Annotated in this window: 17 protein-coding genes and 2 pseudogenes; 12 read left to right on the top strand and 7 right to left on the bottom strand. The window is 72.3% G+C overall.

Annotated elements, in window-relative coordinates; translation table 11 throughout:
* Positions 1-31: 31 nt before the first annotated feature.
* Both ACZ3OF_RS33520 and ACZ3OF_RS33515 read left to right on the top strand, forming a co-directional pair.
* Positions 32-3,766, top strand: a complete 3,735-nt coding sequence (locus ACZ3OF_RS33520) for a S8 family peptidase (protein WP_361680910.1) — start codon at positions 32-34, stop codon at positions 3,764-3,766.
* Between the two features lie 137 nt (positions 3,767-3,903).
* The gene (locus ACZ3OF_RS33515; RefSeq protein ID WP_361680907.1) at positions 3,904-4,902 is read left to right on the top strand and encodes a TrmB family transcriptional regulator; all 999 of its coding nucleotides are present in this window, start codon (positions 3,904-3,906) and stop codon (positions 4,900-4,902) included.
* A 231-nt stretch (positions 4,903-5,133) separates the two neighbouring features.
* On the opposite strand, the pseudogene ACZ3OF_RS33510 reads toward ACZ3OF_RS33515, so the two are convergent.
* Positions 5,134-5,583: pseudogene (locus ACZ3OF_RS33510) on the bottom strand (GTP-binding protein); the annotation flags it as partial.
* A 193-nt stretch (positions 5,584-5,776) separates the two neighbouring features.
* Here ACZ3OF_RS33510 and ACZ3OF_RS33505 point away from each other — a divergent pair.
* From ACZ3OF_RS33505 to ACZ3OF_RS33485, 5 genes are all read left to right on the top strand, one after another.
* Positions 5,777-6,163 (top strand): WXG100 family type VII secretion target, encoded by a 387-nt coding sequence (locus tag ACZ3OF_RS33505; RefSeq protein ID WP_361680901.1) that lies wholly within the window; start codon positions 5,777-5,779, stop codon positions 6,161-6,163.
* Positions 6,164-6,197: 34 nt separating this feature from the next.
* Positions 6,198-6,500: a WXG100 family type VII secretion target gene (locus tag ACZ3OF_RS33500; protein ID WP_467308593.1), complete on the top strand. Its 303-nt coding sequence runs from the start codon at positions 6,198-6,200 to the stop codon at positions 6,498-6,500.
* Between the two features lies 1 nt (position 6,501).
* A complete protein-coding gene (locus ACZ3OF_RS33495) occupies positions 6,502-6,852 on the top strand; it encodes an RNase A-like domain-containing protein (protein ID WP_467308591.1) in 351 nt (116 codons plus the stop codon).
* Between the two features lie 8 nt (positions 6,853-6,860).
* Positions 6,861-7,499 carry a contact-dependent growth inhibition system immunity protein gene (locus tag ACZ3OF_RS33490; RefSeq protein ID WP_467308589.1) on the top strand — a complete coding sequence of 213 codons (639 nt, stop codon included), beginning with the start codon at positions 6,861-6,863 and terminating at the stop codon, positions 7,497-7,499.
* A gap of 225 nt (positions 7,500-7,724) precedes the next feature.
* Positions 7,725-9,224, top strand: coding sequence for a DHA2 family efflux MFS transporter permease subunit (locus ACZ3OF_RS33485; RefSeq protein WP_467308587.1), 1,500 nt, complete (start codon positions 7,725-7,727; stop codon positions 9,222-9,224).
* Positions 9,225-9,264: 40 nt separating this feature from the next.
* Here ACZ3OF_RS33485 and ACZ3OF_RS33480 read toward each other — a convergent pair whose 3' ends face one another.
* On the bottom strand, positions 9,265-9,642 hold the full coding sequence (locus ACZ3OF_RS33480; RefSeq protein ID WP_361680892.1) for an FKBP-type peptidyl-prolyl cis-trans isomerase: 378 nt from the start codon (positions 9,640-9,642) through the stop codon (positions 9,265-9,267).
* Between the two features lie 242 nt (positions 9,643-9,884).
* On the opposite strand from ACZ3OF_RS33480, the gene ACZ3OF_RS33475 reads away from it, so the two are divergent.
* The 4 genes and pseudogenes from ACZ3OF_RS33475 to ACZ3OF_RS33460 all read left to right on the top strand — a co-directional run bounded on the left by ACZ3OF_RS33475 (position 9,885) and on the right by ACZ3OF_RS33460 (position 13,779).
* Positions 9,885-11,270, top strand: a complete 1,386-nt coding sequence (locus ACZ3OF_RS33475) for a DUF5685 family protein (RefSeq protein WP_467308584.1) — start codon at positions 9,885-9,887, stop codon at positions 11,268-11,270.
* 386 nt (positions 11,271-11,656) lie between these two features.
* Positions 11,657-12,034 carry a hypothetical protein gene (locus ACZ3OF_RS33470; RefSeq protein WP_467308582.1) on the top strand — a complete coding sequence of 126 codons (378 nt, stop codon included), beginning with the start codon at positions 11,657-11,659 and terminating at the stop codon, positions 12,032-12,034.
* Positions 12,035-12,103: 69 nt separating this feature from the next.
* Positions 12,104-12,229 (top strand): annotated as a pseudogene (locus tag ACZ3OF_RS33465) (carbonic anhydrase); the annotation flags it as partial.
* A gap of 44 nt (positions 12,230-12,273) precedes the next feature.
* Positions 12,274-13,779: a SulP family inorganic anion transporter gene (locus tag ACZ3OF_RS33460; protein WP_467308580.1), complete on the top strand. Its 1,506-nt coding sequence runs from the start codon at positions 12,274-12,276 to the stop codon at positions 13,777-13,779.
* 79 nt (positions 13,780-13,858) lie between these two features.
* Here the strand turns inward: ACZ3OF_RS33460 and atzF are convergent, their stop codons facing one another.
* Genes atzF through ACZ3OF_RS33440 form a run of 4 tightly spaced genes read right to left on the bottom strand, consistent with a single transcriptional unit; the run spans position 13,859 to position 20,626 of the window.
* The gene (gene atzF / locus ACZ3OF_RS33455) at positions 13,859-15,532 is read right to left on the bottom strand and encodes an allophanate hydrolase (RefSeq protein ID WP_467308579.1); all 1,674 of its coding nucleotides are present in this window, start codon (positions 15,530-15,532) and stop codon (positions 13,859-13,861) included.
* Positions 15,529-19,116: an urea carboxylase gene (gene uca, locus ACZ3OF_RS33450; RefSeq protein WP_467308577.1), complete on the bottom strand. Its 3,588-nt coding sequence runs from the start codon at positions 19,114-19,116 to the stop codon at positions 15,529-15,531. The genes atzF and uca overlap by 4 nt, the downstream gene beginning before the upstream one ends.
* Entirely contained in the window at positions 19,113-19,775 is a 663-nt protein-coding gene (locus ACZ3OF_RS33445) for an urea amidolyase associated protein UAAP2 (protein WP_361680874.1), read from the bottom strand. Before ACZ3OF_RS33445 ends, uca begins: the two co-directional genes overlap by 4 nt.
* Complete coding sequence (locus tag ACZ3OF_RS33440; protein WP_467308574.1) at positions 19,772-20,626, bottom strand: urea amidolyase associated protein UAAP1; 855 nt, start codon at positions 20,624-20,626, stop codon at positions 19,772-19,774. Before ACZ3OF_RS33440 ends, ACZ3OF_RS33445 begins: the two co-directional genes overlap by 4 nt.
* A gap of 168 nt (positions 20,627-20,794) precedes the next feature.
* Here ACZ3OF_RS33440 and ACZ3OF_RS33435 point away from each other — a divergent pair, with 168 nt between their 5' ends.
* On the top strand, positions 20,795-21,490 hold the full coding sequence (locus tag ACZ3OF_RS33435) for a TetR/AcrR family transcriptional regulator (protein WP_361680868.1): 696 nt from the start codon (positions 20,795-20,797) through the stop codon (positions 21,488-21,490).
* Between the two features lie 27 nt (positions 21,491-21,517).
* On the opposite strand, the gene ACZ3OF_RS33430 is transcribed toward ACZ3OF_RS33435, so the two are convergent.
* On the bottom strand, positions 21,518-23,098 hold the full coding sequence (locus tag ACZ3OF_RS33430; RefSeq protein ID WP_467308571.1) for an amino acid permease: 1,581 nt from the start codon (positions 23,096-23,098) through the stop codon (positions 21,518-21,520).
* Positions 23,099-23,238: the final 140 nt, after the last annotated feature.

Raw genomic sequence — 23,238 nt, 5'->3', positions numbered from 1 at the left:
GACGGCATCGACCGGTCGATAGACCCATGGCATGTACTCCCCCTCTCATACATCCGCCTTCTGGCGCAGGCGCCGGCGGCTGATCTCGGCAGCCACCGCGGTGCCCCTGCTGGCGTCGGGCCTCGCAGTTCTGCAGGCACCCGCACAAGCCGCTCCGAGCAAGCCCCCCGTTCCCGCCAAGTCCTCGGCGACCCACAAGGTCACCCTGGTCACCGGCGACGTCGTCACGGTGACCACGACCGCCGACGGCAAGCAGATCGCCGACGTCGACCGGCCGGACAGCGCCGTCGGCGGCGTGAAGTTCCAGGAGGTCAAAGGCGACTTGTTCGTCATCCCGGACGAGGCTGCGCCGCTGCTGGGGACGGACAGGCTGGACCGGCGGCTGTTCAACGTCACCGACCTGATCGAGATGGGGTACGACGACGCGAAGTCGGGCGCGGTACCGCTGATCGCGACGTACGCCGAGCCGAAGTCCCGCGCGGCCGTCGAGCCGACGGCTCCCCGCGGCAGCAAGCTGACCCGCAAGCTCAAGGGCATCCGAGGCGCGGTGCTCAGCACCGAGAAGCGGCAGGCCCGCACCTTCTGGACCTCCGTCGCGCCGCACGGCAGCGCCACGCTGGGCGCGGGTGTCGAAAAACTGTGGCTCGACGGTCGCGTGAAGGCCAGTCTGAAGGAGAGCGTGCCGCTGATCGGCGCGCCCGAGGCCTGGGCGGCCGGGTACGACGGCAAGGGCGTCAAGGTCGCGGTGCTCGACACCGGCATCGACGTCAACCACCCCGACTTCGCCGGCCTCATCGACGGCACGGCGAGCTTCGTGCCGGGTGAGGGCATCACCGACGTCAACGGGCACGGCACACACGTGGCCGGCACGATCGTGGGTTCGGGCGCTGCCTCCGGAGGGGACGACAAGGGGGTCGCACCCGGCGCCGACCTGTACGTCGGCAAGGTGCTCGGCGGCGCGGAGGGCTCCGGCCAGGACTCCTGGGTCATGGCCGGCATGCAGTGGGCCGCCGAGTCCGGTGCGGACGTCGTCAACATGAGCCTCGGCGACTCCTACCCCACGGACGGCAGCGACCCGATGTCGCAGACGGTCGACGCGCTGTCCGCGCAGTACGGCACGCTGTTCGTCATAGCCGCCGGCAACTCCGGCCCGGAGAGCATCTCCGCCCCGGGTGCGGCTGCCTCCGCGCTGACCGTGGCCGCCACGGACAAGCAGGACCGGCTCGCGTCCTTCTCCAGTACCGGCCCGCTGGCCCACTCCGGCGGCATGAAGCCGGACATCGCGGCGCCGGGCGTGGACATCACCGCTGCCCGCTCGCAGGAGATGACCGGTGGTGGCGAGGGCCTCTACCGCACCATCAGCGGCACCTCGATGGCCACCCCGCATGTGGCCGGCGCGGCCGCGATCCTGGCCCAGCAGCACCCGCACTGGACCGGCGCGCAGCTCAAGGAACACCTGGTGAGCACCGCGAAGGGCCTGGACGGCGGATACTCGCCGTACGAGGTCGGCACGGGCCGTCTCGACGTGGCCGCCGCCGTGCGCAGCACGGTCCGCGGCACCGGATCGCTCTTCTTCGGCAACCACACATGGCCGCACGAGCCGAGCGACGCCGCCGTCACCAAGGACCTGACCTTCACCAACACCGGTTCCGCCGACGTCACGCTCGACCTGGCACTGACCGACGGCGGCGGCCCGTTCACGCTGGGAGCCACCACGGTCACCGTCCCGGCGGGCGGCACCGCCGCCGTCCCGGTCACCGGCGACCCGCGAACCGCCTCGGCCGGCCGGCACGTCGGCTACGTGACAGCCACCGACGCCGCCACCGGGCAGCCGGTGACCCGCACATCCGTGGCGCTGCTCAAGGAGGAGGAGCGCTACGACCTGAACATCGAGCTGGTCGGCCGGGACGGCAAGCCCGCCACCGGCTGGGTCACGATCAACCTGGCCGGCGACTTCTGGCCCTGGCAGGTCTACGTCCACGGCTCGACCACCATGCGCATGGCACCCGGCCACTACACCGTCGCGGCGTACCTCGACGTGGCCGGCGAGAAGGCGGACCGCTCGGGTCTGGCCGTGCTCGTCGACCCGGAGACCCTGCTCAAGGACGGCGCCGCGGACGTGGTTCTCGACGCGAGCACGGCACGACTGCTGCAGACCGAGGCGCCACAGCGCACCGAGGACCGCCAGCGCAAGGTCGATTTCAACGTCCACTACAAGGGCCTCGACCCGTTCATGGACTATCGCAGCGCGTACCTGGTGCCGCCGACGTACGACGACGTCTACGTCGCGCCGACGGAGCCGATGAAGCAGGGCGAGTTCATGCTGACCACCCGCTGGCGCAAGGGCGAGCCGCAACTCGGCCTGAGCACACCGGGCGGCCGGCTCCGGTTCGAGGCACTGGTGCAGGCAGGCAGCGCCCTGGGCACCGCCACGGACAGGCTGGACGCCGTCTACGCGGGCACCGGTGCGACGGCCGCCTACGGGAAGGTCAAGGCCAAGGGCAAGATCGTCGTCGTCGAGCGCAGCGACGAGGTCTCGCCCCAGGAGCGCACCGAGGCCGCGGTCGCGGCCGGCGCGAAGGCGCTGATCGTGGTCAACGACGGTGTCGGTGCCCTGATGGAGTACGTCGGCGAGTCGGCCATCCCGGTCGCCACCGTCCACCGCGACGCGGGCAGGGCCCTGGTCTCGATGGCCAGGACCGGCATCCTCGAGCTGACCGCACAGCAGACCGAGTACACGCCGTTCGTGTACGACCTCACCCGGGAGTACCCCGGCCACGTTCCGGACCGTGCCCTGGTCTACAAGCCGACCAAGGACGACCTCGCCCGGATCGACGCCCGCTACTACTCGGCCACGGACGGCGGGCCGGCGGAGGGATACCGGTCCGACTTCACCCTCAGCCCGTCGTTCAACCTCCCCGAGCGCGAATGGCACCCGGGCACCCGCACCGAGTGGGTGACCCCCCGCCAGGTCTGGAGGGAGTTCCACGCGCAGGGCGTCGGCGGAACCCTGCCGTGGGTGATGGTGTCGGGCGACAACACGTACGCCAAGGGCAGCACCAGCCGGCTGGACTGGTTCGCTCCGGCGACCCGGCCCGGCCAGAGCGAGTCCTTCGGGGTGTACAACTCCCGATGGCAGAACCACATGACCTGGAACGTGCAGGCGTGGGCGTCGGCCAGCGACAACATGCGGCTGGGCGGCTTCCTGCCGTGGGGCGAGACACCGACCCGCCTGCGGGTCTTCCAGGGCGACACGCTGATCCACGACAACCCGCACAGCACGGACATGCAGTGGGTGGAGGTACCGGCCGGCAACCTGCCCTACCGCGCCGTCCTCGACGCCGAGCGGCCCGGTGACCTCTTCCGGCTGTCGACGCGCACCCACACGGAGTGGACGTTCATGTCCGACACCGTCGACTCGGACTTCTTCGAGCCGTTCTCGGTGCTGAACCTGGACTACAAGCTGGAGTCGGACCTGCACGGCGACGTCAAGGCCAACGCGACCCAGAAGATCGCGCTCAAGCCGGTGTCGATGGGCCTCGGCACCCTGCCGGGCACCGTCACCACGGTGAAGCTGGACGTCTCGTACGACGACGGGGCGACCTGGCAGAAGGTGACCGTGTCCAAGGGCACCGACGGCTACTGGACGGGTTCGTTCAGGACGGCCAAGAAGCCCGGCGGCTTCCTCTCGGTCCGCGCGAGCGCCAGGACGAACAGCGGCTTCGGCGTCAAGAACGAGATCATCCGGGCGTACGGCCTGCGATGAGGCGCACTGTCGGGCCCCGGGGAGGCGACTCCCCGGGGCCCTTCCCCCCGCACCCGCTCCCACCAGGGACTATTCAAGGTCTGCCGCCATGGCCCATACTCTCCCCGCTGCGGCAAGCGGAGGAGAGTCGGTCGCCGATGTTGGATGTTCTGGGGCTCGAACCCGATGACGAGCGTGTCTACCGGGCGCTGCTCGGACGGCCGAACTCCACCGCGGCCCTGCTTTGCGACCACGTCGTCCTCCCACTTGCCCACGTCGACAAGGCCTTGTCCCGTCTGGTCGGGTGGGGACTGGTGACGAGGTCGGCGGACGACCGGTTCACCGCCGCGCCGCCGGCCATGGCGCTCGGCGCTCTCATCAGCCAGCGCCGGGACGGCCTGCGCATGGCCGAGCACGCCCTGGTGACCTTCGCCGAGGAACACCGAGCGGCGATGACCGGCAACAGCATCAACGACCTGATCGAGGTCGTCTCGGGCGTCGACGCCATCCGCCATCGCTTCCTCCAGGTGCAGCAGGCGGCACGTACGGAGGTCCGGTCCTTCATCACCGCGCCGTTCGTCGCCCTGCCGCCCGACGAGAACACAGCCGAACCCGTGGCCATCGGCCGCGGCGTGCAGTTCCGGGCGGTGCTGGACCAGGCCGTGCTGGCAGAGCCGGGCATCATCGACGACGCGATCGACTCACTGCGCAAGGGCGTGCAACTCCGTGTCGCCGACCGGCTGCCGATGAAACTCGTGCTGGCCGACGCCGACCTCGGTCTCGTCCCGCTCGCGGTCACACCGTACGGGGAGCCCGGCGCCGTGCTGCTGCACCGCAGCGGCCTGCTGGACGCGCTGGACGCCCTGTTCGAGACGGTGTGGCACAGCGCCCACCCGCTCGCGCTGTCGGCCACGGCCGGAGAATCCGAATCCACCGTCGCGGTCGGTCCGCAAGGCCCGACCGAGCTCGACCGCAGGATGCTCGCGCTGCTCCTGGCCGGCATGACGGACCTGACGGTCGCGACACAACTCGGCCTGTCACCGCGCACGCTGCACCGGCGGCTGCGTCGTCTCATGGACATGGCCGGAGTCCAGACCCGGATGCAGCTCGGCGCCTGCGCGGTACGAAACGGCTGGGCGGAGCCCCTCGGAACGTGACCGGCGAGCGACGGCGTCGGCCCGGTCCAGCCCGGCGAGCCGAGCGCCGTGTGGGCCGGGAGCGGTATCCCGAACGGTCGGTCCGGTCGGCCGTGCCGTCGCCTGCGCCAGGTGTTCCACCGGAGTCGCGTCCAGCCACGCGGCGCTGCGGGCGGCGGGGCCCCGCCGTGACGCCGGTCGCGTCCGGGCCGGACGGCGCCGTGGCTGCGACCGCCGTCCGGCCCGGAGTCCTCAGGCGCCGGCGTTCACGGCCATCCCGGTTTCGTGTTCGCAGGCGTCGTCGATTCCGTACGTCTCCCAGTCCGGGAAGTCGTCCACGGCGGGCACGGCTTCGCCGGGGCGGAGCAGGCAGGCTTCGAGAGCCGCCCGCAGCGCGTCGGCGCGCAGGCCTGTGCCGATGAACACGAGCTCCTGGCCCTGCGTGGTGTCCGGTCCTCGGGTGCCCGAAGGTTCGAAGCGGGCGACAGCGCCGGCCTGGGACCAGAGACCGGTCACGCGGGGGCGGCTGGCCAGCCAGAAGAAGCCCTTGGAGCGCAGGATCTGCCCGAAGGTGCCGCTGTCGATGCCCTTGGTGGCGAAGGTCCACAGTCGGCCGGGGTGGAAGGGGAGGCCGGCGCGGAAGACGAGCGAGGAGATTCCGTACTCCTCGGTCTCCGGGACGTGGTCGCCGTTGAGCTGCCTCCTGTACCTGTTCCGCACGCCCGCAGAGTTCGACGCCGCCTTCGCCACCGTCAAGCCCCACATGACCCACGCACGCGCCCGCCGCTTGCTCGACGCCGTCCACGCCCATTTCGCCGAGCAGCACTGACCCACCGCCCCACCACCCCATCGCCCCGGAAGGAGCCGCCGCCATGCCCAACGAGCCGAACTCGCCGTGACGGACGAGGACCTGAAGCGTCTCGCGGACGACCTGGACGCCATGCGGACGCACATCGACGGGCAGGTGCGCCGGATGGACGCGCTCGTCGACCGGGCCGAGGCGCGATGGCGCAGCGAGGCGGCGACGGCGTACCGGAAGCTGCACCGCGAGGCCGGGGCCGACGCCGTACGGGTCCGGGAGATCCTGGGAGTCCTGGCGCAAGCGGTCCGGATGAGCCGGGACGGGTTCACGCGCCAGGAGCTGGACATCCTGCGGGAGTTCCGGGCCGGGATGAGGAAGGTCGACATCGACGCCGAGGTACGCGAACTGTCCGGCGAGGGACCGGCGGGCGGGGGCCCCGCCGGCGGAGCGACGCCGACCAGCAGGATCAACGACATCTGAACGTGCTCCGAACGTCCGTAAGGCAGGGGGAATCGTGAACGACGACGGCTCGATCACCGTCGACCTGGTCGCGCTGCGCGAGGTGGCCGGCGACCTCGAGGACATCGTGAAGAGGCTCAACGAGCGCCTGAGCGCGCTGTACGACCGCACGGTGCCGGTCGTCCTGGCATGGCAGGGCGAGGCCCGCGAGGCCTTCGTGGACGAACTCGACCGCTGGGACCGGCAGATGGAGGACCTGCAGGCAGCACAGAAGTGGCTGCACGCCGTCGTCACCACCGGGCACGCAAACCACTCCGCCGCCCAGCGGGCCACCCTGCGCGGCTGGGGCGGGGCCTGACATGACGACACCTCCCGCATCCTCCGCAGCACCCGTCCCCGCGCGTGCCGACCGCGCCGCGACCTTCCCGGACCGGGTGACCGCCCAATGGGCCACCCAGCAGGTGATCTCGCTGAACGAGCAGGTCATCCACCGCTGGCTCGCCCAGTCCACCCGGCAGCGGCTCGTGATCGAGGCCGCCTGGCCATCGCGGCCCGATCCGGTGGGCACCCTGCTCACCACCGGGATGGCTCTGGCCGGTCAGGAGCCGATCCCGGTGCGCGCCGCCCGGGTCGTGCTGCGCCGGACCGGATCCGACGAGCCCGGCGCGTACCCCTTCACCGTGTACTCCTCCCTGCCTGTCGACCTGTAGAGGCTCCCGTGTCCCTGAACCCCGCCGAGCACGACCGCAAGTACGGCGAGCTCGACCAGGTCGTCCGCGCCCACCTGGGCCTCGGACCGCACGCTCCGGAGGCGGTGGCCGGCTATCTGCGGCAGACCTGGCGCACCCGGCCCTGGGCCATCGCCGTCGCGGCCGAGCAGCTACGCGTCTACGCCGCCAATCCGCCGGGGCGGCTGCGGCAGCGGCTCGGCGAGTACTACCGGCTGCCCGACGTGGGGCTGCCGCCCGAGGAGATCCGGGACTGGCTCACGGGCCTCGCCGACCGGCTCGACGAGAGCCTGGCGAACGGGCAGGCGCCACCGCCTGCCGCGCCCACGACGCCATGGGAGTGGCGGGCCCGCTTCCCCGAGCTGGCGCAACTGCTCGGCGGCTGGTTCTCGCAGGACATGCCGGACGAGTTCGGCGACCACGAGGCCGCGCTCGCCGACTACCTGGAGGGCACCGACACGGGGCTGGTCGCCCAGCTGACGGGGGAGCTGCACGACCTCCTCGCCCTCGGCCTCGACGAGGACGGCCTGGCCATGGCGCTGGTGACACTCGGCGCGGAGGTCGAGCCCCCGGTACCGTTCACCCCCGGCGCCTGGCTCGCCTCGCTCGCCGTAAGGCTGCGCGGCTGACCGCCGGCTCACGCTCCGGTACCTGCCGGAGAGGTGCCCGACCGGCAGGAATGGTGGTCCTGGTCGTCGATTGCGGGGCCTCCTCGGCCGTACCGGTCGGAAAATGATTTGAGCCCGGGCGGCGGCGCCGACAGGATCGGGGAACACCGATGAGTTCTTCCCGGCGCCGCGGTCTGTTGGTGTGACCTGCAATGTGCGGAGGACACTCACATGACGGAAGGCGCCATGCTCGCACCACACGCAACACCCACCCTCTCGCCCGACCGCGTCACCGCCGTGCTGCGGATCCTCGTGCTGTCCACGTTCGTCGTACTCCTCAACGAGACGATCATGGTCAACGCGATCCCGCGACTCATGCGCGAGTTCGAGGTCACCGCGGCAGCAGCAGGGTGGCTGTCGACCGCCTTCATGCTCACCATGGCCGTCGTCATCCCGGTGACCGGGTGGTTCCTCCAGCGCGTGACGACCCGGACCGCCTTCGGCCTTGCCATGACGCTGTTCCTCGCCGGCACGGCGCTGGCCGCGGCCGCGCCCGCGTTCCCCGTGCTCCTGGTCGCCCGCGTCATCCAGGCCAGTGGCACCGCCGTCATGATGCCGCTGCTCATGACGACGCTGATGACCCTCGTGCCCCCGCACGACCGTGGGCGTGTCATGGGCAACATCACCCTCGTCATCTCCGTCGCACCCGCCCTCGGCCCCGCGGTCTCCGGTGTGCTGCTGGAGCTGGGGTCATGGCGCCTGCTGTTCCTGGCGGTACTGCCCATCGCCGGAGTCATGGCGATAGTCGGTCGGCGCAAACTGATCAACATCGGCGAGCCGCAGGCCGGCCCGATCGACTGGGTGTCCGTCCCTCTGGCGGCAGCGGGCTTCGGCGCCCTCGTCTACGGCCTGAGCGGCCTCGGCGCCGGGGACGAGGCCCCGGCGGTCGTGCCCCCGGAGGCCACGACCCTGGTCGGTGCCGTGCTGGTCGGCCTGTTCACATGGCGGCAGCTGGCACTGCAGCGCTCGTCCACTCCGCTGCTGGACCTGCGCGCCCTGACGTTCCGGCACTTCTCCGTGGCCCTCGGCCTGATGTGCCTGTCCTTCATGGCGCTCATGGGTGCCTTCATCCTGCTGCCGATCTACTTGCAGGAGGTGTGCGGCCTGACCTCACTGCAGACCGGGCTGCTCCTCATCCCCGGCGGCCTGACCATGGGTCTGCTCGGACCACAGGTCGGAAAGCTCTACGACCGGCTCGGCGCACCACGACTGGTCGTCCCCGGAGCCGTACTCACAGCGCTCTGCCTCGCGCTGTTCGCCCTGACAGGTGCACAGACCTCGCCGTGGCTGGTGCTCGCCCTTCACGTGGCACTGAGCGCCGGGATGGCGTTCGTCTTCACGCCCGTCTTCACCTCCGGTCTGTCCGTACTTCCGCCGCACCTCTACCCCCACGGCTCCGCCATCCTGGGCTCGCTCCAACAGGTCGCGGCCGCCGCCGGCACCGCCCTGGTCATCAGTGTCATGTCGGGACGCGCCGCCACGGCAGCAGCCGACGGCGCCGACCCCACGGACGCACTGGCCACGGGCATCCGGTGGGGATTCGGTATCGGCGCCGTGCTCGGAGCTCTGACGGTGCTGGTCGCGCTGCTGGTCCGTACTCCGCCCGTTCCGCAGCCGCCCGCCGCGCCAGAGGTTCAGGACGAAGACGGCACCACGACCAACAAGACCGCCCCTACACCCACCTAGCGGCCTGGGGGTCTTCGGTGAAGGGCAGCGGCAGGCCCCCTCAGACCACGGAGAGCAGGTCCACGACGAAGACGAGCGTGGAGCCCGCCGGGATCAACGGCGAGGGGGACTGGTTGCCGTAGCCGAGGCGTGGGGGCACGATGATCTCGCGCCGACCGCCGACCTTCATCCCCCTGACTCCGCGGTCCCAGCCCTTGATGACCCTGCCGCCACCCACGGCGAACTTGAACGGCCGGCCCTGGTCCCACGAGGCGTCGAACTCCTTTCCGGACTCGAAGGTGACCCCGACGTAGTGAACCTGGACGACCCTGCCCGGCTTCGCCTCAGGCCCGTCACCCACGACGAGGTCCCGGATGGTCAGCTCGGAGGGAGCGTCACCCTCCGGAAGGTCGATCTTGGGCTTCGTGGGATCACTCATTCTTGCCGCCTCATTCCTCTCCACCGGAAGCCCCCGTACGGGCCGGCCGGGCGCATGGTCAGTCCCATGCGGCAGATGCTGACGCTACCGAGAACGCGGATCGACTGAAGCGCACCACGTCGTCGACGGCCCGGCCACAGGCCCGGGGGCCGCGTCCAGCCTCCGCGGACGCCCCTCGGAAGGGACCATTTAGGATGACGACCGCGCGTTGATGGGTAGCTGTTCTACGGGGGAGATCTACGGTGTTCGGAATCATCAGGCCATGCCGTCATCGGCTGGGCGAGGGCTTGCGTACCGAGTGGATGGCGCACTTGTGTGGGCTGTGCCTGACATTGCGCGGAGAGTACGGGCAGTTCGCGAGGGTGGCCACCAACTACGACGGTCTGATCGTCTCGGTGCTGACCGAAGCGCAGTCGGAGCGAACCGGCGACTGGCGGCGAGGGGCCGGTCCGTGCCCGCTGCGCGGGATGCGCTCGGCGGACGTGGCGCAGGGCGAGGGCGCACGGCTCGCGGCGACGGTGTCGCTGGTGCTGGCCGCTGCGAAGATACGTGACCATGTGGCCGATGGCGACGGCCTGTTGGCACGCCGCCCGGTGGCGCTGGCGGCACGCCGGATCGCCCATGGCTGGGACCGTGCGGGTGCCGCAGGCGGCGAACGGCTCGGCTTCGACACCGCGGTGCTGCTCGGGGCGGTCGAGCGCCAGCCGCAGATCGAGCGGTCGACTGTCCGAGGCGGCTCGCTGCTGACGGTCACGGAGCCCACGGAGACGGCAACCGCAGCCGCCTTCGCGTACACCGCCGTACTCACGGACCGCCCGGACAACGCGGAACCGCTGGCGGAAGCCGGCCGTCTGTTCGGCCGGCTGGCGCATCTGTTGGACGCGGTGGAGGACCTGGACGCGGACGAGGCGTCCGGCGCGTGGAACCCGATCGCCGTGACCGGCGCGGACCGCGCCGAGGTGCGCAGGCTCTGCGACGACGCCGTTCATGGAATCCGGCTTGCCCTGTCGGACGCCAGGTTCGTCGACGGGCGGCTGGTACAGGCGCTTCTGGGTGGCGAGTTGGAGCGTGCTGTCGATCGAGTCTTCGACCCCCGGCATCACCACCATCGGCACAGCCACCAGGCGCGGGGCCTGCGCATGCTGCCTTGGCTGGGTCGCCGCACGGCGACGGAAGAGCCCTCGGAGACCGGCACGGGCGCGGCTTGCGGCGTGGGCGTGCTTGCGGGTGCGATCCCGGAGGGTGCGCCGACGGCGTCGGGCCGGCCGCCGGAGGGGCAGTGTCGGCGATGTCGCGAGCACCGTCGCCTGTGCGGCGACTGCAGGCTGTGCGCGAACTGCTGCCGCTGCGACGACGACCCGGGTGATGGAGAGTCCTGGGAGTTCGGCAACGGCAACGGAAACGGCAACCGCGACGGCGGCTCGAGCCGCGACGCTTCCGGCAGGGACGGTTCCGGGGGTGACGGCTGGTTCGGCGGGCACGGCGGCGGTAACTCGGGAGGCTCCTCCGGAGGTTCGGGCGGAGGCCAAGGGCCCGGGGGCTCCGGTGGTTCCGGCGGGGGCTCGGGTGACGGCTGCGGCGGGGGCTGCTGCAACCCGTGCAAGTGCTGCTGCGACTGCTGCGACTGAACGACGGATGCGGGTGATCAGGAGACTCGGGCCTGCGGCGAGACGTTCATCCTGAAGGCGCCTGACCGGAGGGCTCCTCACCGGGGAGCACGGCCCACCAGGATTCCTGGTGGGCCGCGTCGTTCGTGGGGTCTGCGGATGTCCCATGCGCAGGGCGGGCGGAACAGGGTGTGAAGGCGGCGCCGGAACCTGACGGAGTCCGGGGTGCGCACCCGCGTCCATGCCGCCGTTCGCGTCAACATCAGGCTGATTCCATTCGAAAACCCTCGCACGGCAAGGGTGTTGCGGAGTGGCGTTCACTTGGGCGCATTACTCTTCTTTGACCTGCCCATGGGCTTGCTTTGGCGAAGTCCGATGAGGGTGCAACTGGAGGGAGGAGTGCCGAGATGTCGTCCGTCGGCGTGTCCACGGCCTTGCGCGCGGTCCTCCTCCTCGTCCTCGCCCTCGTCTGTGCCGGCCTCCCACTCACCCCCGTCGGGTCAGCGACACAGCTTCATCGGTCCTGCACCCACCACGTCGCTCCGGCCGCGGCATTCGAGTCCGCGCACGCAGGGGGCGGCGAGGCCGACATCCCCAGCGGCTCCGTCCTCCACCGTGACCGGCGGCGGCCCGTCAGCGCGACCGCGGGACTTCCCGGCCCGCCGCTCGTCGCTCGCGCCGCCCCGGTCGCCGATCCGCCGGCCGGCAGCCCCGGTGGCACGGACACCCGGCCGAGACCGCTCGCCCCCCACGACTCCTCCGCCCTGCAGGTGTTCCGCTGCTGACAGGCCGTGCCGACCTGCGCCGACCTGTCAGCCCGACGCGCCCCCGAGGCGCGCCAGGAGGAATCATTCATGCAGCCCCTCATCGACAACGCCCGCCGATTCGGACAGCGCCCTGAGGAGTTCGCCGCGCACGCTGCGGGCCAGTCCCCGGCCGTCCTGTTCACCACCTGCTCCGACTCCATGGCCGTACCCGCCTCCGGGGCCGACGCCTTCGAGGCCCTGTGAGGACGGACGTCCGGATGCCGCGCTCCTTCCCTTACCTGCGGCAGGACTTCGCCGCCTCGCTCGTCGTCTTCCTCGTCGCCCTCCCGCTCTGCCTCGGCGTCGCCGTCGCCTCGGGCGTCCCCGCCGAACTGGGCCTCATCACCGGCATCGTCGGCGGCGTCGTCACCGGCCTGATGCGGGGCAGCAGCCTCCAGGTCTCCGGTCCGGCAGCCGGCCTCACCGTCCTCGTCCTCGAAGCGGTCCGCTCCTTCGGCCTCACCGCGCTCGGAGTCATCGTGCTGGTGGCCGGCGTCCTGCAGATCGCCATGGGGCTCCTGCGGTGGGGCCGCTGGTTCCGTGCGATCTCCCTCTCCGTCGTCGAGGGCATGCTCGCGGGCATCGGTCTGGTCATCATCGCCGGGCAGCTCTACGCCGCGGCGGGCATCCCCGCCCCGGACTCCGGTCTCGACAAGCTCACCGGCCTGCCGGGCGCCCTGGTCGAGGCACTGGGCAGCCGCACGGCCCTGGTGTCGCTCGCCGTCGGCGCCGGCACCGTCCTCGTCATCCTCGGCTGGCGACGGGTGCCGCGCCCGGCCCGGGCGGTTCCCGGCGCCCTGGTGGCGGTGCTGCTGGCCGCCCTCGCGACCGCCGTGGGCGGCCTTCCGGTGGAGACCGTGCGGGTCGGCGGCGTGCTGGAGGCGGTCCACCCGCCGGGTTCGGAAGCCCTGTCCTCCCTCGCCGACCCTGTTCTCCTCGGCACGGTCCTCGCGTTCGCCCTGATCGCCTCCGCGGAATCGCTGTTCAGCGCGGCGGCGGTCGACCGGCTCCACTCGGGACCGCGCACGGACTACGACAAGGAACTCGTCGCACAGGGCGTGGGCAACACGCTGTGCGGCCTGCTCGGCGCCCTGCCGCTCACCGCGGTCATCGTGCGCAGCTCGGCCAACGTCGAGGCCGGCGCCCGGACGAAGGCGTCCCGGATCCTGCACGGTGTCTGGCTGCTGCTCTTCGTAGCCCTGCTGCCCGCCGTCCTCGCGTACATCCCGCTGGCCGCGCTGGCCGGGATCCTCGTGCACGCCGGCTGGAAGCTCATCCCCTTCAAGGGCGTCCTGACGTTGTGGCGAGGTCACCGGGGCGAGGCCCTCGTCCTCGTGGCGACGGCGGCGGCGATCGTCTCGGTCGGCATGTTCGAAGGTGTCCTGATCGGCCTCGCCCTGTCGGTCGGGAAGGCCGCGTGGGAGGCCTCACAGCTGCGGATCGAGCAGAGTGACGACGGACGCGACGGGGTTCGCGTACGGCTTCAGGGGACGGTCACCTTCCTTCGGCTGCCCCAGATACTCGACAGCCTGGAAGCCCTGCCGAGCGACCGGCGGGTCGTCCTGGACCTCTCCGGTGTCCACCACCTCGACCATGCCTGCCGGGCCGCGCTGGAGGCATGGGCAGAACGGCACAGCGGGGCCGACGCCGAGGCCGTCCGGGCGGCCACGGCCCCGAACCGCCGCGAGGGCGCGGACTCAGCCTCGGTGAGCAGCTCGCGCTGACGCCTGAGGACCGACTGGGGGGGGCGACGCGCGCCGCGTCGCCCCCCTTTCGGTGGGAGTGACGAGCGGCATAGGAGCGTCATGAGGGCGCATCGGGACGATCGAGGGCGGGGAGGGCCGCGCGCCAGCCGCCGTACGCGGTGATCTCGCGCGCGCCGTCGAGGGCCTCGGGCTCGCAGAGGAAGCCGGGCACGGAGCCGCCGTCCGCGAGTTCCACCCTGCCGAGGGCCATCGGGTGGGGGAGGGCGGCCAGCAGCGCGCCCAGCCCCTCGGCGGGGAGTCGCCACACCTCGGCCTCGATCGCCGCACCGCCTGCGCGGGCCCGAACGAGACCAGGTTTCGGGGGTGTCGTGTCCAGCGCGTACAGACGGTAGACGGGCGCCGTCGTGGTCGTGCGGACGAACCGGCCCCCGAGGGCGAGCAGTTGTCCGTTGAGCGGCTGCCCGGACAGGTGAGCGCCGACCACCGCGAGGTGCAGCGGTGGAGCAGTGAGCAGGCGGGCGATCCGTGCGAGGCGTTCGTCGGTGAAGGCCGGGCCGATCAGCATGACCCCGAACGGCCGCCCGTCCACCTCTCCCGCCGGGACGGCGACCGCCGCGAGGCCGAACAGGTTCGTGGAGTTGGTGAAGCGGCCGAGCCGGAGGTTCGCGCCCAGGGGGTCGGCCGCGACCTCCGCGAGGGTCGGGTGCCCCGGTGCCGTCGGCAGGAGCAGCGCGTCCGCGTCGCTGAGGGCGGCCAGGGCCCTGGCACGGAGGGCGGACAGCCTCTCCTGGTCCGTGTACAGGCGGTGGGCCGGGATGTCGCGTGCCCCGGAGATGATTCCGGCCACCGTCGGGTCGAGGTCCGGTGAGCCGGCGTGCTGGTCCACGAAGGCGCCGACGGCCGTGTAGCGCTCGGCGACGAACGCCCCCTCGTACAGCATCGCGGCCGCCTCGGTGAACGGCTCCAGGTCCACGGGCAGGAGGTCCGCGTCCGCGTCGGCGAGCCGGTCCGCGGCCGATGCGAACGCCTCGGCCCAGCCCTTGTCCAGCTCGCCGAGTTGCCCGGGCCGGGGGATCGCGATCCGCCACGGGCCGGGGCGGCGCTGTTCCAGGGGCGGGAGCAGGCGTCCCGCCGGTGCCGCCATGAAGGACAGTGCCCGCTCTGCCTCCGGGAGCGTGCGGGCGAAGACCGTCACGCAGTCGAGCGACGCGCAGGCCGGGACGACCCCCTCGGTGGGCACCAGGCCGGGAGTCGGCTTGAGGCCGACGACGCCGTTGAAGGCGGCCGGCACCCGGCCGGAGCCCGCGGTGTCCGTGCCGAGCGCGAGGTCCACGAGGCCGAGGGCGACCGCGACCGCCGAGCCGGACGAGGACCCGCCGGAGACGTACGCCGGGTCCACGGCGTTCCGGACCGCTCCGTACGGGCTGCGCGTGCCGACCAGACCGGTCGCGAACTGGTCCAGGTTGGTGGTGCCGAGGACCACGGACCCGGCCGCCCTCAAGCGCGCCACGGCCGGCGCGTCGGCCTCTGGCCGGTACGCGTACGAGGGGCAGCCGGCGGTGGTCGGGAGCCCGGCGACATCGATGTTGCCCTTGACGGCGAAAACCGTTCCGGCCAGGGGCAGCCGCTCACCGGCGGCGGTCCGGGCGTCGATCGCGGCGGCCTCGGCCTCCGTGTCCTCCCGGGGACGTAGGCCGATCCACACCTCGGGCCGGTCCACCCGGGCGATGCGGGCGTAGGCGGCGCGTACCCGTTCCAGCGCGCTGTTCATACCGCCACCTCCGCGGTCTCGGCGGGAGCGAGGACGACGAGCGCGGTGCCGGCCTCGACCTGGCTTCCCGGTTTGATCAGGATCTCCGCGACGACGCCTTCGGCGGGGGCCGCCACGGGTGACTCCATCTTCATCGCCTCCAGGGCGACCAGCTGCTGACCCGCCGACACCCGGTCGCCGACCTCGACGTTGACCTGCCAGACGCAGGCGGTGAAGTCGGCCTCGACCAACCGGCCGCCCTCGGGCACCTCGACGTCGGTGGCCGGCGGGGCGGTCTCGGCCACCGCCTCGGCGCGGGCGAACTCACCGGCGGCCTCCCAGGCCTCGCGCTCGGCTCCGAAGGCCGCGCTCTGCCTGGCCCGGAAGGCGGCGATCGACGCGGCGTTCGCGTCGAGGAAGTCCTGGTACGCGGCGAGCGAGAAGGCGCCGTCCTCGGTCCTCGGGACGAACCGGCCGGAGACGATGTCGGCGCGCAGCTCCAGGAGCTCCTCGGCCCCGACCGGGTACCACTTGATCCTGTCGAAGAAGCGCATGAGCCAGGGCCTGCCCGGTTCGAAGGCGCCGCGCTGCAGCCAGGGTGACCACACCTGGGTCGTACGGCCGACGAACTGGTAGCCGCCGGGGCCCTCCATGCCGTAGACGCACAGGTAGGCGCCGCCGATGCCGACGGAGTTCTCCGCCGTCCAGGTGCGGGCCGGGTTGTACTTGGTCGTCACCAGCCGGTGCCGGGGGTCCAATGGGGTGGCGACGGGGGCGCCGAGGTAGACGTCGCCGAGGCCGAGGACGAGGTACTCGGCGTCGAAGACCGTGCGGTACACGTCGTCTACGGTGTCCAGGCCGTTGACGCGGCGGATGAACTCGATGTTCGACGGGCACCAGGGGGCGTCGTCTCGCACGCCCGCGATGTAGCGGTCGATGGCCTCGCGGGTCGCCGGGTCGTCCCAGGACAGCGGCAGGTGCACGACCCGGCTGGGCACCACCAGGTCGTCGGTGGCGGGCAGTTCCTCCTCCACGCGCAGCACGACGTCGAGCAGGTCGTGCTGGGACAGCACGTCCGGGTCGGTCCGGATCTGGAGCGAGCGGATGCCCGGGGTGAGGTCGACGACGCCGGGGAGCCCGCGTGCCGCCAGTGCCTCCGCGAGCGCGTGGACGCGCATGCGCAGTGCCAGGTCGAGCTGCATGGGCCCGTACTCGACGAGGAGGTTGTCGTCGCCGCTACGCCGGTACGTGACGCAAGTGCGGGCCGTCGTCTCCTCCCGACGGGCGAGGATCCCGCCGTCGACGAGCCCCGGGCGGTCGGCGCGCGGCTCGGTGGCGGGCGCGTGGCGCAAGGCGGCGGCCGTCTCCGCGGACACCGGGACGAAGCGGACGGTGTCGCCGGGCCGGAGCTGGCCGAGCTTCCAGCGCTGCCCGGTGACCACGGTCGCCGGGCAGACGAACCCGCCGAGCGAGGGGCCGTCGGGGCCGAGGAGGACCGGCATGTCGCCGGTGTAGTCGACGGCGCCGACGGAGTACGGCGTGTCGTGGATGTTGGACGGGTGGAGCCCTGCCTCGCCGCCGTCCGTGCGCGCCCAGCGCGGCTTGGGACCGACGAGGCGGACCCCGGTGCGGGCCGAGTTGAAGTGGACCTTCCAGTCCGCCGCGTAGAAGTCGCGTATGTCGTCCTCGGTGAAGAACTCGGGGGCGGCGTGCGGGCCCTCCACCGCGCCGATGTGCCAGGCGGTGCCGAAGCCCGGCCGCTCGCCGAAGGGGACGACGGAGGTGTCCGTCCGTGCCCCGCCGCCGTGCAGGACGTCGCCGGAGCGCAGGGCGCGGCCGCCGTGCCCGCCGAACCGGCCGAGGGTGAAGGTCGCGGCGCTGCCCAGGAACTCCGGTACGTCGAGGCCGCCCGCGAACAGGACGTAGGTGCGCAGGCCGTGTTCGGTGGGCGCGTCGATGGCGAGGGTCTGTCCGGCGTCGACGGTGACCGGCTCCCACTGCGGCACGGCGGTGCCGTCGATCGTCGTCCGGGCCGGGGCGCCGGTGACACAGACCGTCGTGGGGTGGGTGAACCGCAGGGAGGGGCCCTGGAGGGTGCACTCCAGACCGGGGGCGCCCTCGTCGTTGCCGAGGGCGGTGTTGCCGAGCCGGAAGGACAGGTCGTCCATCGGTCCGCCCGGCGGGACGCCGACCTGCCAGTAGCCGGTGCGTCCCGGCCAGTCCTGCACGGTGGTGAGGGTGCCCGCCGCGACGACCTCGATGCGCGGGGTCGGATCGGTGACGGCGGCGAGGGTGGCGGTGGAGTGGCCGGCCGCCCGGACGTCGGCGTCCCGGAGGGCCGCGCGCACCAGGCCGAGGTTGGTCTCGATGCCGTCGACGCGGGTCGAGGCGAGTGCCGCGTCCAGCCGGTCGAGGGCCTCGGCGCGGTCGGCGCCGTGCGCGACGACCTTGGCGAGCATCGGGTCGTACGCGGTGGTGACCTCGGTACCGGTCTCCACCCACGCGTCCACGCGGACGTCCTCCGGGAAGGCGACCCGGGTCAGCAGACCCGCGCTGGGGCGATGGTCGCGTGAGGGGTCCTCCGCGTAGAGACGGGCCTCGACGGCGTGTCCCCGGGGCGCCGGGGGCTCGGTGACGACGACGGTGTCGCCCTGGGCGAGGCGCAGCATCCAGGCGACCAGGTCGACGCCGTAGATCGCCTCGGTGACCGGGTGTTCGACCTGGAGGCGGGTGTTGACCTCCAGGAAGTACGCCTCCTCGCGGGCGGCGTCGTACACGAACTCGACCGTGCCGGCGGAGCGGTAGTCGACCGACGCGCACAGGTCCCGGGCGGCCTCGGCGAGCCCGTGCCGGACGTGGTCCGGCAGGCCCGGTGCCGGGGCTTCCTCCAGGACCTTCTGGTTGCGGCGCTGGAGCGAACAGTCGCGGTCGCCGAAGGTGACGACCTTGCCCCGGCCGTTGCCGAAGACCTGCACCTCGACGTGGCGGGCCCGCTCGACCAGTCGTTCCAGGAAGACCCCGGCGGAGGAGAAGGAGGCGGCCGCCACGCGCTGCACCCGGTCCCAGGCGTCGGCGAGTTCGGCGGGGCCGTGACAGGCCCGCATGCCGATGCCGCCTCCGCCGCCGGTCGCCTTGAGCATCACCGGGTACCCGATCTCGTCGGCGGCGGCGAGGGCCGCGGCCACGTCCGGGAGGAGGCCGGTGCCGGGGGCGAGCGGGACGCCCGCCGCCTGCGCGGCTGCCCGCGCCGTGTGCTTGGCGCCGAAGAGCTCCAGCTGTTCGGGGGTGGGGCCGACGAAGACGATGCCGGCGTCGGCGCAGCGGCGTGCGAAGTCGGCGTCCTCGGACAGGAAGCCGTACCCGGGGTGGATGGCGCCCGCGCCGGTGTCCTTGGCGGCCTTGAGGACCAGGTCGGGGTCGAGGTAGGACTCCTTGGCCGGGGCGGGGCCGAGCCGGACGGCCTCGTCGGCCAGCCGGACGTGTGCGGTGCCGCGGTCCGCGTCGGAGTAGACGGCGACGGTGCGCAGGCCGAGCGACCGGGCGGTGCGGATGACGCGGGCCGCGATCTCGCCGCGGTTGGCGACCAGCAGAGTGTCGAACGTCATCGTGGGCCGTCCTCTTCGCTGTCGCGGCTCTCGCCCGGCTCGGTGATCGTCATCCGTACCGCCGTCGGGTCGAACCCGTTGCAGGGGTTGTTGATCTGGGGGCAGTTGGAGAGCAGCGCGAGGACGTCGGTCTCGGCGCGGAGCACGACCGTCAGACCAGGGGCCGAGATGCCGTCGACGATGCCGAGCGTGCCGTCCTTCTCGACCGGCACGTTCATGAACCAGTTGATGTTGGAGACGAGGTCCCGCTTGCCGAGGCCGTGCCGGGCGCCCTCGGCGAGGAAGTTCTCCACGCAGGCGTGCTGCGACCAGGTGTGGTGGCCGTAGCGGAGGGTGTTGGACTCCTTGGAGCAGGCGCCGCCGAGGGTGTCGTGCCGTCCGCAGGTGTCCTCGACGACGGTCATCAGCGGGGTGTGCTCGTTCGACATCAGGAGCGAGCCGGTGGTCAGGAAGACGTTGCCCTGGGCCTGGACGGTGTCGGGGGCGCTGTAGCGGACGGAGGTGTCGTACGCGTCGTAGAGCAGGAAGTCCGCGGCCTGGTTGCCGTGCAGGTCGGTGACGGTCAGCAGCTGGCCCTTGCGGACGACGCCGGACCAGGCGGCGCGGGCGGGGACGGTGTCGTCGGAGACGACGCGGCCGGGAAGGGCGGTGACGGTCATGCGAGCCCCCGGGCGGTGAGGTGGTCGACGGTGTTCAGGAAGGCACGGCGGCCTTCGGGGGTGGCCTCCCACAGGGCGTCGCCGGGGGAGGTCGGGCGGGACCGGTACGCCAGCACCTGGAGGTTTCCGCAGGTGTACTCCGGACGCGGGTCCAGCGGGTGCGGAACGTTGGCGAGGAGGACGGTGACGTCCTGTTCGGCGCGCAGCGTGACGGACGTGCCGGGACCGGCCGATCCGGTGAACTCGGTGGTGCCGTCCTCCGAGATCCGTACGCCCTGGAAGAAGGAGACGGACGGCGGGAGGTCGCGCGGGGAGAGGCCGTTCTTGAGGGCGGCGAGTTTGAACAGTTCGCGCCCCGCCGGCGAGGCGGACTGCGGGGTGCCGTCGCCGTACCGGGCGGTGTTGCGCACGAGGGTGGAGGTGCCGGTGAGGGCGTCGTGCCCGCCGGAGGTGTCCTCGACGACGGAGGCGAGCACCCGGCCCTGGTCGGAGAGGAGCAGATGCCCCTCGCCGAGGTACGCGTTCCACAGCACCTTGACCGTGTCGGCCGTGTTCAGCCGCTCCCAGGGGCGGTCGGCGCTGTGGAGGAGGAGGTGCGCGCAGGCGTCGCCGGTGAGGTCGGTCAGCCGCAGTTCGGTGCCGCGGGCGAGGACCTTGTGGGTGTAGCCGCCGCCCGCCACGGTCTCGGCCCACACGACGTCGGCCGCTCCGACGCCCGCGGGAGGCGTCGGCCAGGCGCTCGCGGGAACGACGGGCATGGCATCTGCCGTCGTGCCCTCCTGGGCACGGGCGTGCTCGCGCGCGCCGTACGCCGACGCGGTCACTGACGGTGGCGCTGAGGATGTCCCCATGGCTCGACCTCCGGTCCGGGCTCATCTCCGAGGTAATTTCTGTCGCTCGACAGAAATTAGGCAGTGGCCGCTTCGCTCCCATTGCCCGTGCGTTTCCGGTCGGTTACCGGGACCTCACCCCGACCGCTCGGCCCGGAGGAACCGTCGCCCCTGTGCGAAGATCGCGGAGTGAGCACGCCGAACACGCCCACCAGCAGGAGAGTCGGCCGCCCGCGGGCCCAGGAGCGCCCGGCCGGCGGTCCGGAGCCGCGCGACGAAGTCCTCGCCGTGGCGGCCGAGTTGTTCACCACCCGCGGCTACACCGCTACCTCCACCCGGTCCATCGCCGAGCGCGCCGGGTTGCGGCAGGCGTCCCTCTACCACTACTTCGACGGCAAGGAAGCGATCCTCGCGGAGCTGCTGGAAGGGACCGTGCGACCCTCCCTGGACGTGGCGGCCCGGGTCGTCTCCCGCGCGGACGTGCCCCCGGAGGCCCGCCTGTGGGCGCTGTGCCACTCCGACGCGGCGCTGCTGTGCGAAGGCCCGCACAACCTCGGCGCGCTCTACCTGCTGCCCGAGGTGCAGACGGAGCGCTTCGCCGTCTTCCACCGGCTCAGGGCCGAACTCAAGGACTCCTACGCGAGGTTGCTCGCCACCACCGAGCCCGGCGAGGCCCTCGGTCCGGAGGAGCTCGCGCTCCGCGCCGACCTCCTCTTCGGCCTCACCGAGAGCGTCATCCTCATCCGGCGTGCCGACCCCGCCCGCGACGCGGCGGCCCTCGCGGCGGCGACGGCCGACGCCGCGCTGCGGGTGGCCGGCGTGCCCCAGCGCTCCCTGACGCGGCTGCGCCGCGAGGGGCGGGGGCTCCTCGCGGCACAGACCTGATCCACGGCTTCCGGGCGCGGCCCGACCTCAGGCGCGTACGGTCGCGTGCTCCGGTGCCGCGGGGACCCCGCGTCCCGGCGCGTCCGGCCGCCCGGCGGAGCCCTTGCGGCCGCGGTACCAGCGGTACGCCGCACCCGTCGCGACCGTGGCCGCGAGGACCAGGACCGTGAACCAGCGGAAGTACCAGTGGCCGCCCTCGGGGTCGTACACCTCGGCACGCGGCCAGGCGAGGTTGACCGTCATGAAGAGGCCGTAGGCGACGGCGAGCGCGTTGACGGGAAGCCCCCAGCGGCCGAGGGAGAACAGTGGACGCCCCAGTTCGTCGCGCCCGCCGTCGTCCGGCCGCCACTCGCCCCGTAGCCGCCGGACCAGCATCGGCCCGGTGACCATGGCGTACGCCAGGTACACCATCGCTATACACGTGGTGCCGATGGCGAGGAACGCCTGCGGGGAGGCGAGGTTGAGCAGGAGCAGCAGACCCGCGCCGACGCCGACGACCACCGCCGCCGTGCCGGGCATTCCGGTCCTCCGGGGCACCCGCGCCAGCGCCGCCGACCGGGGGAGGACGCCGTCACGGGCCATGGAGAAGATCATGCGGGTCGCCGAGGTCTGGATCGCGAGGGTGGCCGCGCAGATGGCCACGGCCACGTCGGCGAGCAGGACCCGGCCGAGGCCGTCGCCGAGGGTGCTGGTGAGCACGTAACCGAGGCCTTCCGTCGCCAGGCGTCCGTCGGTGAGGCTGGGCGCGGCGAGCAGGCCACCGAGGAGCAGCAGTCCGCCGCAGACGCCGGACGTGGTGAGGGCGGTGAGCGTCGTCCGGGGCGCGGTGCGCCGGGGGTTGACGGTCTCCTCGCTCATCTCGCTCGCGCTCTCGAAACCGATCAGGACGTACGCGGCGGTGAACGAGCCCACGAGGAGCGCCGTGATCAGGTCGCCCTCCCCGCCCGTGTGCAGGGTGATCCCGGGATCCCGCTCCGCGTGGGTGGCGAGGAGGGTGACGATCAGCGCGACGCCGGCGATCTCGGCGGTGACCCCGATCGTGTTGACGGCCGACAGTGCCCGGTTGTCCAGGACGTTGAGCAGGGTGGTGAGCGCCAGCAGGACGAGGCCGAGGAGGGCGGCGTTGGCGGCGCCGCTGGTCGTCGTGGGCGACGGGTCGCCGCCGACGATCTGGAAACCGGGCCAGACGGCGGGCAGGACGACCTGGAGGGCGAGCGCGGCGGCCGCCACCACCACGATCCGACCGGTCACCATGATCCATCCCGCGTACCAGCCGAAGGCCGGGGAGCCGAGCCGGCTCGCCCACTGGTAGATCGCCCCGGCGATGGGCAGCCGGGCGGCGAGCTCCGCGAAGCAGGCGGCGACGAGGAGCTGTCCGACGAGGACGGCGGGCCAGGTCCAGAAGAAGAGCGTCCCCCCGAAGGAGTAGCCGAGGGAGAAGAACTGGAAGACGGTGGTCAGCACGGAGATGAAGGAGAACCCGGCGGCGAAGGAGGCGTACCGGCCCATCCGCCTGCGCAGCTCCTGGGGATAGCCGAACGGGGCGAGCGCGTCCTCGCCACCGGACGGAGGGGGTGTCGGCGGTGCGGGATCGGTGGTCACGGTCATGGCGGTCCCCTGTCGCGGAGGTGAGTCGTCCCGGGCTAATTCCTGTCGATTGACAGAAATTAAGGACGACCCGTTTCCGCGACGTGTCGCAGCCGTGTCCCGCCCGTTAGTGACTGCTCTCCGGGCCCGCCCGAAGCCCT

This window comes from Streptomyces sp. NPDC022552, from assembly GCF_055561875.1.
Note: the sequence above shows the minus strand (reverse complement) of the source record. Positions and strands in the feature narration are given on the sequence as shown.

Coding starts and splice junctions, on each gene's coding strand:
- ACZ3OF_RS33520 (WP_361680910.1), top strand. CDS start 32: ATGTACTCCCCCTCTCATACATCCGCCTTCTGGCGCAGGCGCCGGCGG.
- ACZ3OF_RS33515 (WP_361680907.1), top strand. CDS start 3,904: ATGTTGGATGTTCTGGGGCTCGAACCCGATGACGAGCGTGTCTACCGG.
- ACZ3OF_RS33495 (WP_467308591.1), top strand. CDS start 6,502: ATGACGACACCTCCCGCATCCTCCGCAGCACCCGTCCCCGCGCGTGCC.
- ACZ3OF_RS33485 (WP_467308587.1), top strand. CDS start 7,725: ATGCTCGCACCACACGCAACACCCACCCTCTCGCCCGACCGCGTCACC.
- ACZ3OF_RS33480 (WP_361680892.1), bottom strand. CDS start 9,642: ATGAGTGATCCCACGAAGCCCAAGATCGACCTTCCGGAGGGTGACGCT.
- ACZ3OF_RS33470 (WP_467308582.1), top strand. CDS start 11,657: ATGTCGTCCGTCGGCGTGTCCACGGCCTTGCGCGCGGTCCTCCTCCTC.
- ACZ3OF_RS33460 (WP_467308580.1), top strand. CDS start 12,274: ATGCCGCGCTCCTTCCCTTACCTGCGGCAGGACTTCGCCGCCTCGCTC.
- atzF (WP_467308579.1), bottom strand. CDS start 15,532: ATGAACAGCGCGCTGGAACGGGTACGCGCCGCCTACGCCCGCATCGCC.
- uca (WP_467308577.1), bottom strand. CDS start 19,116: ATGACGTTCGACACTCTGCTGGTCGCCAACCGCGGCGAGATCGCGGCC.
- ACZ3OF_RS33445 (WP_361680874.1), bottom strand. CDS start 19,775: ATGACCGTCACCGCCCTTCCCGGCCGCGTCGTCTCCGACGACACCGTC.
- ACZ3OF_RS33440 (WP_467308574.1), bottom strand. CDS start 20,626: ATGGGGACATCCTCAGCGCCACCGTCAGTGACCGCGTCGGCGTACGGC.
- ACZ3OF_RS33430 (WP_467308571.1), bottom strand. CDS start 23,098: ATGACCGTGACCACCGATCCCGCACCGCCGACACCCCCTCCGTCCGGT.